Source organism: Kitasatospora sp. NPDC059088, assembly GCF_042738155.1.
Lineage (GTDB): Bacteria > Actinomycetota > Actinomycetes > Streptomycetales > Streptomycetaceae > Kitasatospora.
In genome coordinates this window covers 7,124-16,353 of record NZ_JBHYGR010000043.1, presented here as the reverse complement: position 1 = coordinate 16,353, position 9,230 = coordinate 7,124, and the positions used below count along the sequence as shown (strand labels likewise).

At 74.2% G+C, this 9,230-nt stretch carries 6 protein-coding genes; all 6 read left to right on the top strand.

Going from position 1 to position 9,230, the window contains the following annotated elements:
* Window positions 1-387: 387 nt before the first annotated feature.
* The 6 genes from ACFWXO_RS20580 (at window position 388) to ftsH (ending at window position 9,145) form a co-directional block, all read left to right on the top strand.
* Complete coding sequence (locus tag ACFWXO_RS20580; protein ID WP_375891760.1) at window positions 388-1,785, top strand: ammonium transporter; 1,398 nt, start codon at window positions 388-390, stop codon at window positions 1,783-1,785.
* Complete coding sequence (locus ACFWXO_RS20575; RefSeq protein WP_350508264.1) at window positions 1,785-2,123, top strand: P-II family nitrogen regulator; 339 nt, start codon at window positions 1,785-1,787, stop codon at window positions 2,121-2,123. Before ACFWXO_RS20580 ends, ACFWXO_RS20575 begins: the two co-directional genes overlap by 1 nt.
* 160 nt (window positions 2,124-2,283) lie before the next feature.
* Window positions 2,284-4,719, top strand: a complete 2,436-nt coding sequence (locus ACFWXO_RS20570) for a [protein-PII] uridylyltransferase (RefSeq protein WP_380525266.1) — start codon at window positions 2,284-2,286, stop codon at window positions 4,717-4,719.
* Window positions 4,720-4,864: 145 nt separating this feature from the next.
* Window positions 4,865-6,433 carry a signal recognition particle protein gene (gene ffh / locus ACFWXO_RS20565; RefSeq protein WP_380525289.1) on the top strand — a complete coding sequence of 523 codons (1,569 nt, stop codon included), beginning with the start codon at window positions 4,865-4,867 and terminating at the stop codon, window positions 6,431-6,433.
* Between the two features lie 136 nt (window positions 6,434-6,569).
* A complete protein-coding gene (locus tag ACFWXO_RS20560; RefSeq protein ID WP_380525265.1) occupies window positions 6,570-7,112 on the top strand; it encodes a GNAT family N-acetyltransferase in 543 nt (180 codons plus the stop codon).
* 113 nt (window positions 7,113-7,225) lie between these two features.
* Entirely contained in the window at window positions 7,226-9,145 is a 1,920-nt protein-coding gene (ftsH, locus tag ACFWXO_RS20555; RefSeq protein WP_375891766.1) for an ATP-dependent zinc metalloprotease FtsH, read from the top strand.
* Window positions 9,146-9,230 lie beyond the last annotated feature (85 nt).

Sequence of the window (9,230 nt, the reverse complement as noted above, 5' to 3'; positions counted from 1 at the left end):
GGGGGGGGTGGGCGCCATCCGCACGCTTTTGGGGGGTGGGTGCGACCCGCGCCCGGGGGGGGCCCCCCCCCCCCGGGCGGCCCCCCCCCCCCCCCGGGCGGGGCCCCACGTCCGGGGCGGCCCGGGCGCTGCGGTGAGGCGGTACCGGGCAGTGCGGTGAGGCGGTACCGGACGGTGCGGTGAGGCGGCACGGTAACCCATCCGGCCCCGCGTCCGGGCCGCGGTTCACGTGCCCGTAACCCGCGCGACGCACGCGTCACGGCCGCGAAACAACCGGTCGCACTGGCCGAAACCAGCCTTCGGCACTCTCCTCTTCATCGCCGCCACCCCGGGTGGCACGGGACAGGTACCCGGGGGTGGAGCGGCACTCACGCAGAGGAGACGCCGATGCCGGACGGCTTCAGCGCGGGCGACACCGCCTTCGTACTCATCAGTGCGGCCCTGGTCATGGTGATGACCCCGGGCCTGGCCTTCTTCTACGGGGGCATGGTCAGGGCCAAGAGCACACTGAACATGCTGGCGATGAGCTTCCTCTCGCTCGGCATCGTCAGCGTGCTCTGGGTGCTCTACGGCTACTCGCTCAGCTTCGGGCCCGACTCCTTCGCCGGTCTGATCGGCAACCTGGACTTCCTCGGGATGCGCAACATCGGGCTGAACGAACTCACCGGATCGATCCCGGTCACGGCGTTCGCGGTCTTCCAGCTGATGTTCGCGATCATCACCCCGGCGCTGATCAGCGGTGCGATCGCGGACCGGGCCAAGTTCTCCGCCTGGGGCCTGTTCATCGCGCTCTGGGTGACGGTGGTCTACTTCCCGGTCGCGCACTGGGTGTTCTTCTTCGACAACGGCAACGGCGGCTGGCTGGGCGACCGCAACGGCGTGATCGACTTCGCCGGCGGCACGGCCGTGCACATCAACGCCGGTGTCGCGGGCCTCGCGCTCTGCCTGGTGCTGGGCAAGCGGGTCGGCTTCAAGAAGGACCCGATGCGCCCGCACAGCCTGCCGCTGGTGATGCTCGGCTCCGGGCTGCTCTGGTTCGGCTGGTTCGGCTTCAACGCGGGCTCGGCGCTGGCCGCCAACGGCGTGGCCGCGATGGCGATGGTGAACACCCAGGTCGCCACCGGTGCGGCGCTGGTCGGCTGGCTGGTCTTCGAGAAGCTCAAGCACGGCGCGTTCACCACGCTGGGCGCCGCCTCCGGCGCGGTGGCCGGGCTGGTCGCGATCACCCCGGCCTGCGGCTCGGTCAGCCCGCTCGGCGCGGTGGCGATCGGCCTGGTCGCGGGCGCCGTCTGCGCCGCCGCCGTCTCGCTCAAGTACCGCTGGGGCTTCGACGACTCGCTCGACGTGGTCGGCGTGCACGCGGTGGGCGGGGCGATCGGCTCGCTGCTGATCGGCCTGTTCGCCACCGGCGGGGTCGGCCAGACCGCCAAGGGCCTGTTCTACGGCGGCGGGCTCGGCCAGCTCGGCAAGCAGGCGATGGGCGTGGCGGTGGTCGCCGCGTACTCCTTCGTGCTGTCCTGGCTGCTGGCCAAGGCGGTCGACAAGCTGGTCGGCTTCCGGGTCCCCGAGGAGGTCGAGGTGGCCGGCATCGACCAGGCCGAACACGCCGAGTCCGCCTACGATTTCAGCGCCGTCGGCGCGGGGCTGGCCCGGGCGCTCCCGACCGTGGGCGCCGGTGCCGCGTCCGGTGGGAAGCCCGCCGGGAAGCCCGCCGACCCGCCCGCCGGAAAGTCCGCCGACACGTCCGTCGGGACGTCCGTTGAGAAGACCGAGGTCGACGCCTGATGAAGCTCATCACCGCCGTGATCAAGCCCTACCGCCTGGACGAGGTGAAGGCCGCGCTGCAGGCCTTCGGGGTCCACGGCCTGACCGTCACCGAGGCCAGCGGCTACGGCCGCCAGCGCGGCCACACCGAGGTCTACCGGGGCGCCGAGTACACCGTCGACCTGGTACCGAAGGTCAGGATCGAGGTCCTGGTCGAGGACGAGGACGCCGACGACCTGATCGACGTCCTGGTGAAGGCCGCCCGCACCGGCAAGATCGGCGACGGGAAGGTGTGGAGCGTCCCGGTCGACACCGCCGTCCGGGTCCGCACCGGCGAACGCGGCCCGGACGCCCTGTGAGGCACTGACCGATCCGGCGGATCCGCCCCCTGCCCGGGGCGCGGGTCCGCCCGTCGGCGCATCCCCGCTCAGCCGTACGACGGCTCGGCCCCGCGACGGCCCAGCCCCACCGGCCGGCCCCCACGACGGCTCATCCGCACCACGGACGGGACCCACGCGCATGACCACCGAGACCAGCCCCTCCGACCCCCTCGGCCACGCGGCGGCAAGGACCGCGCTGCTGGAGCGGCCCGGGCTGACCGGCCGCCCGCGCCGGGCCGCGCTCGCCCGGCTCACCGACGACTGGCTGGCCGCGCTGCTCGCCGACGCCGGGGCGCCGGCGTCCGGCGTCGCGCTGGTCGCCGTCGGCGGCTACGGCCGGGGCGAGCTGTCCCCGCGCAGCGACCTGGACGTCCTGCTGCTGCACTCCGGCCCGGTCCCGCGCGAGCTGCCGGAGCGGATCTGGTACCCGGTCTGGGACACGGGTGCCAAGCTCGACCACTCGGTGCGCACCGTCGCCGAGGCCCGGGCGGTGGCCGCCGCCGACCTCAAGGCCCAGCTCGGCCTGCTGGACGCCCGGCACCTGGCCGGGGACCGGGACCTCACCGCCGCGCTGCGGTCCGCGGTGTTCACCGACTGGCGCGCGAGCGCCCCCGTGCGGCTGCCCGAACTGCGCGAGCTGGGCCGGGAGCGGGCCGAGCGGCACGGCGAACTGTCCTTCCTGCTGGAGCCCGACCTCAAGGAGGCCCGGGGCGGTCTGCGCGACCTGGTCGCGCTGGACGCCGTCGCCGCCACCTGGCTGGCCGACGCGCCCCGGGACGGCCTGGACACCGCCGCCCTGCGCCTCGCCGACGTCCGCGACGCGCTGCACCTGGTCACCGGCCGGGCCACCGAGCGGCTCGGCCTCCAGGACCAGGACCAGGTCGCCGAGCGGCTCGGCGTGCTGGACGCCGACACCCTGCTGCGCCAGGTCTACGAGGCCGCCCGGACCATCGCCTACGCGAGCGACGTCACCTGGCGGGCGGTCGACCGGGTGCTCGCCGCCCGCTCCGGCCGCGGCCGCCGGGCGGTCCGGCTGGGCTTCCCGTTCACCGGCGCCGGGCGGGGCGCCGGCGCGGTGGCCCGGGGCGCCGTCGCCCGCCGCCCGCTCGCCGAGGGCGTGGTCGAGCAGGACGGCGAGGCGGTGCTCGCCCAGGCCGCCCGTCCGGCCGCCGACCCGGTGCTGCCGCTGCGCGCCGCGGCCGCCGCCGCGCAGAACGGGCTGACCGTCTCGTACGCGACGGTGCGCCGACTGGCCGCCGAGTGCCGCCCGCTGCCGGTGCCCTGGCCGGACGAGGCGCGCGAGCAGCTGGTGACCCTGCTGGGGGCGGGGGAGGCGGCCGTCCCGGTCTGGGAGGCGCTGGAGGCGGAGGGGCTGGTGACCAGGCTGCTGCCGGACTGGGAGCGGGTCCGCTGCCGTCCGCAGCGCAACGCGGTGCACCGCTGGACGGTGGACCGGCACCTGGTCGAGACGGCGGTCCGGGCCGCCGCGATGACCCGCCGGGTGGCCCGACCGGACCTGCTGCTGGTGGCCGCGCTGCTGCACGACCTCGGCAAGGGCTGGCCCGGCGACCACAGCGAGGCCGGCGAGGTGATCGTCCGCGACCTGGCCGTGCGGATGGGCTTCCCCGCCGAGGACACCGAGACCCTGGCGGTGCTGGTCCGCCACCACCTGACGCTGGTGGACACCGCCACCCGGCGCGACCCGGACGACCCGGCCACCGTCGAGACGATCACCAAGGCGGTCGGCACCCTGCCGGAGCTGGAACTGCTGCACGCCCTCACCGAGGCCGACGCGCTGGCCACCGGCCCGGCCGCGTGGAGCAGTTGGCGGGCCTCCCTGGTGGACGGCCTGGTGGCCCGGGTCGCCGTGCAGTTGGCCGGCGGCGGGGCCGCGCCGGTGGAGGCGGAGCCCGGCGCGGAGCAGGAGCGGCTGGCGGTCGAGGCCGCCCGCACCGGCGCCCCTGCGCTGTCGCTGCTGGCCCAGGCCGAGGGGGCGGACCCGGGCACCGAGCCGATGGGCGTCGAGCTGAACCTGGCCGTCCCGGACCGGCCCGGGCTGCTCGGCACGGTCGCCGGGGTGCTGGCGCTGCACCGGCTGACCGTCCGCTCGGCGGGCCTGCGCGAGCTGGACCCGATCGGCGCCGGCCCGGTGCTGCTGCTGTCCTGGCGGGTGGCGGCCGAGTTCGGCGAGCTGCCGGAGGCGGCCCGGCTGCGCGCGGACCTGCGCCGGGCGCTGGACGGCTCGCTGGACGTCTCCCGCCGGCTCGCCGAGCGGGACGCCGCCGCCCCGCGCCGCAAGGGCATCCCGACCCCGCCGCCGCTGGTCACGGTGGCGCCCGCGGTGGCCTCGGCGACCGCGACCGTGCTGGAGGTCCGGGCGCACGACGCCCCCGGGCTGCTGCACCGGATCGGCCGGGCGCTGGACGGGGCGGGGGTGCGGGTGCGCACCGCGCACGTCTCCACGCTGGGGGCGGAGGCCGTCGACTCCTTCTACCTGACCGATCCGGCCGGCCTGCCGCTGGCCGCCGAGCGGGCCCGGGAGGTGGCGGCGGCGGTCCGCTCGGCGCTGGGCTGAGGGCCTCCCGCACGGGCGGCCGAGGGCCTCCCGCACGGGCGGCGGAGGGCCGCTCGCCCGGGGGTGGAGACCGTACCCGGGGCGGCCGGATACCCTGGGGACGACGACCGTACCGATACCGATGCCGCAGAGGACCCGCGACGACGTGTTCGACACCCTTTCCGATCGCCTCGCAGCGACGTTCAAGAACCTCCGGGGCAAGGGCCGCCTGAGCGAGGCGGACATCGACGCCACCGCCCGCGAGATCCGCATCGCGCTGCTGGAGGCGGACGTCGCGCTGCCGGTCGTCCGGGCCTTCATCAAGCAGGTCAAGGAGCGTGCGGCCGGCGTCGAGGTCTCCGGTGCGCTGAACCCGGCACAGCAGATCATCAAGATCGTCAACGAGGAGCTCATCGCCATCCTCGGTGGCGAGACCCGCCGGGTGCGGTTCGCCAAGAACGGCCCGACGGTCATCATGCTCGCCGGTCTGCAGGGTGCCGGTAAGACCACCCTGGCGGGCAAGCTCGGCCACTGGCTGAAGCAGCAGAAGCACACCCCGCTGCTGGTCGCCTGCGACCTCCAGCGCCCCAACGCGGTCAACCAGCTCCAGGTGGTCGCCGACCGCGCCGGCGTGGCCTTCTACGGCCCGCAGCCGGGCAACGGCGTCGGCGACCCGGTGCAGGTCGCCCGGGACTCGATCGAGTACGCCAAGCAGAAGCAGTACGACGTCGTCGTCGTCGACACCGCCGGCCGCCTGGGCATCGACGCCGAGCTGATGCAGCAGGCCGCCGACATCCGCGCCGCGGTGAACCCGGACGAGGTCCTGTTCGTCGTCGACGCGATGATCGGCCAGGACGCGGTCACCACCGCGCAGGCCTTCCTCGAAGGCGTCGACTTCACCGGTGTCGTGCTCTCCAAGCTCGACGGCGACGCCCGCGGTGGCGCCGCCCTGTCGGTCGCGCACGTCACCGGCCGCCAGATCATGTTCGCCTCCAACGGCGAGAAGGTCGACGACTTCGACGCCTTCCACCCGGACCGGATGGCCTCGCGCATCCTGGGCATGGGCGACGTCCTCTCGCTGATCGAGAAGGCCGAGCAGACCTTCTCGCAGGCCGAGGCCGAGAAGATCGCCGCCAAGCTGCGCGGCGGCCCGAAGGCCTTCACGCTGGACGACTTCCTGTCCCAGCTGGAGCAGGTCCAGAAGATGGGCTCGATCTCCAAGCTGCTCGGCATGCTGCCCGGCATGGGCCAGATCCGCGAGCAGATCAACAACATCGACGACAAGGACGTCAACCGGGTCGGCGCGATCATCAAGTCGATGACCCCGACCGAGCGCGCCGAGCCGGAGCTCATCAACGGCTCCCGCCGGGCCCGCATCGCCAAGGGCGCGGGCGTCCAGGTCGGCGAGGTCAAGAACCTGGTCGAGCGGTTCTTCGACGCCCGCAAGATGATGTCCGCGATGGCCTCCGGCAAGGGCATGCCCGGTATGCCGGGGATCCCGGGCATGGGCGGCGGCGCCAAGAAGTCCGGCAAGAAGGCCCCGCAGGCCAAGGGCAAGCGCAAGAGCGGCAACCCGTTGAAGCGGGCCCAGGAGGAGGCCGCGGCCGCCGAGCGCCGCGCGCTCGGCCCGGGCGCCGACCAGGGCCCGGCCGACGGCGGCGGCGCGTTCGGTCTCGGCGCGGGCAAGGGCCCGGCCGACTTCGAACTGCCCAAGGAGTTCAAGGACCTGCTGTAGTCCTCGGTTTCCCGCTGTTGCGGCCCGTCGTCCGGAGTCCTCCGGGCGGCGGGCCGCACGCGTGTCCGGGGCGACGCCGGTGGGACGGTGGGTGCCGCCGTGTCCGACGGGCTTCGCGGTGCCGGATGATGTCGGCATGCCAGATGATGTCGCCGTGCGAGTGATGATCAGGGCCCCGAGGGCCGAGGACGAGGTTGTGTACGCGGAGGCGGTCCGCCGGTCCGCCGATCACATCGGACGGTGGAACCCGGTCGAGCCGGACGGGCTGCCCGAGCTGCTGGGACGCCAGGGCGCCGGCCTGCGCACGTTCCTGATCCTCGACCGGGAGAGCGGCGGGCTGGTCGGCAAGGTGAACGTCGCCAACATCGTGATGGGCCGGTTCTGCAACGCCTCGCTGGGCTACGACTCGTACCTGCCGTACGCCGGCACCGGGCGGATGACGGAGGGCCTGCGGCTGGTCCTGGACCGCTGCTTCGCCCCGCAGTCGGCCGACGGGCTGGGCCTGCACCGGCTGGAGATCAACGTGCAGCCGGAGAACGAGCGCTCGATCGCGCTGGCCAAGCGGCTGGGCTTCCGGCACGAGGGCTACACCCCGCGGATGCTGTTCCTCCAGGGGGACTGGCGCGACCACGAGCGGTTCGCGCTGACCGCGGAGGAGTGGCCGGGCGGCGCGGCGTAGCCCACTGACAGGAGGTCATATCCGCTGGTCGGAGGCGTCGGTGCGGCCGTACGGACGGTCCGGCGCGGCGTTGCGGTTGGCCCGCCCCAGTGGCTGTCCGTATCGTCCGGTGGGTGACCGAACCCGTGCCGCCGCGCCAGACCCCCGACCAGCCCTGGCGGTCCGAGGGCGCCCCGCCCCCGCCGCCGCCCCGCCGCCGGATGCCCGGCGGCTGGGCGGGCCTCGTCCTGACCGCACTCGTGGTGTTCCTGATCTCCGACCTGCTGCTGTCGTTCTTCGGCAACGAGGGCGCCACCACGATCTCCTACACCGAGTTCAACAACCAGCTGAACAAGGGCAACATCACCAAGATCTACTCCAAGGGCGACGCGATCGAGGGCACCCTCAAGAGCGCCCAGCCCAAACCCGACGGCGGCAAGGGCGACTACACCGACTTCGACACCCAGCGCCCCTCCTTCGCGGGCGACAACCTGTGGACCACCCTGCAGCAGCAGGGCGTCGAGGTCACCGCCACCTCCCCGGTCCAGCAGCGCAGCTTCCTGACCAACCTGCTGCTCTCGCTCGCCCCGATGCTGCTGCTGGTCTTCATCTGGGTGCTGCTGGCCCGTCGGATGGCCGGCGGGCTCGGCGGCGGACCGCTCGGCCGCAAGGCCCCGCCCAAGCCGGTCACCGCCGACCAGGGCAAGCGCACCACCTTCGCCGACGTGGCCGGCATCGACGAGGTCGAGGCCGAACTCACCGAAGTGGTCGACTACTTGAAGCACCCCGAGCGCTACCGCAAGCTCGGTGCCAAGATGCCGCGCGGGGTGCTGCTCAGCGGCCCGCCCGGCACCGGCAAGACCCTGCTGGCCCGGGCCGTGGCCGGCGAGGCGGACGTGCCGTTCTTCTCCGCCTCCGCCTCCGAGTTCATCGAGATGATCGTCGGCGTCGGCGCCAGCCGGGTCCGCGAACTGTTCGCCGAGGCCCGCAAGGTCGCCCCGGCGATCATCTTCATCGACGAGATCGACACCATCGGCCGCCAGCGCGGCGCCGGCGGCGGCATGGGCGGGCACGACGAGCGCGAGCAGACGCTCAACCAGATCCTCACCGAGATGGACGGCTTCACCGGCTCCGAGGGCGTCATCGTGATCGCCGCGACCAACCGGGCCGACGTGCTCGACCCGGCGCTGCTGCGCCCCGGCCGCTTCGACCGCCGGATCACCGTCAGCCCGCCCGACCGGGAGGGGCGCGCCGCGATCCTGCGCATCCACACCCGGACCGTCCCGCTGGCCGGCGACACCGACCTCACCCAGCTGGCCAAGGTCACCCCCGGGATGACCGGCGCCGAACTCGCCAACCTGGTCAACGAGGCCGCCCTGCTGGCCGTCAAGCGGGAGCAGGACGCGGTCAACGAGCGGGACCTCTCGGACGCCCTGGAGAAGGTCCAACTCGGCGCCGTGCGACCGCTGGTGATGCCGCAGGAGGAGCGCGAGCGGACGGCGTACCACGAGAGCGGCCACGCGCTGCTGGGCATGCTCCAGCCGGGCGCGGACCCGGTCCGCAAGATCACCATCGTGCCGCGCGGCCGGGCCCTCGGCGTCACCCTCTCCACCCCGGAGAACGACCGCTACTCGTACACCGAGCCCTACCTGCGCGGCCGGATCATCGGCGCGCTCGGCGGGATGGCCGCCGAGCAGGTGGTCTACGGGGTGATCACCACCGGCGCGGAGAGCGACCTGGAGCAGGTCACCAACATCGCCCGCGGGATGGCCGGGCGCTGGGGGATGAGCGAGCGGGTCGGGCGGCTCACCGCCGTGCCCGCAGACGCCCAGGGCGCGTACGGGCTCTCGGCGGCGCCGACCACGCTGGACGCGGTGGACGAGGAGGCCCGGCGGATCGTCGCCGAGTGCTACGAGGACGCGGTGCGGATCCTGAACGAGGAGCGGCAGCGGCTGGACGCGCTGGCGGCGGCGCTGCTGGAGGCGGAGACCCTCGACGAGGAGGCGGCCTACCGGGCCGCCGGGGTGCCGCGGAAGGCCTCCGAGGAGGCGTGAGCCGGGGAGCCGGGGGGGGGGGGGGGGCGGGGGCGGGGCGCCGCCCCGCGCGGTGTGGGGGAGGAGGGTTAGGCGCCGACAGAGA

Coding starts and splice junctions, on each gene's coding strand:
- ACFWXO_RS20580 (WP_375891760.1), top strand. CDS start 388: ATGCCGGACGGCTTCAGCGCGGGCGACACCGCCTTCGTACTCATCAGT.
- ACFWXO_RS20575 (WP_350508264.1), top strand. CDS start 1,785: ATGAAGCTCATCACCGCCGTGATCAAGCCCTACCGCCTGGACGAGGTG.
- ACFWXO_RS20570 (WP_380525266.1), top strand. CDS start 2,284: ATGACCACCGAGACCAGCCCCTCCGACCCCCTCGGCCACGCGGCGGCA.
- ACFWXO_RS20560 (WP_380525265.1), top strand. CDS start 6,570: ATGCCAGATGATGTCGCCGTGCGAGTGATGATCAGGGCCCCGAGGGCC.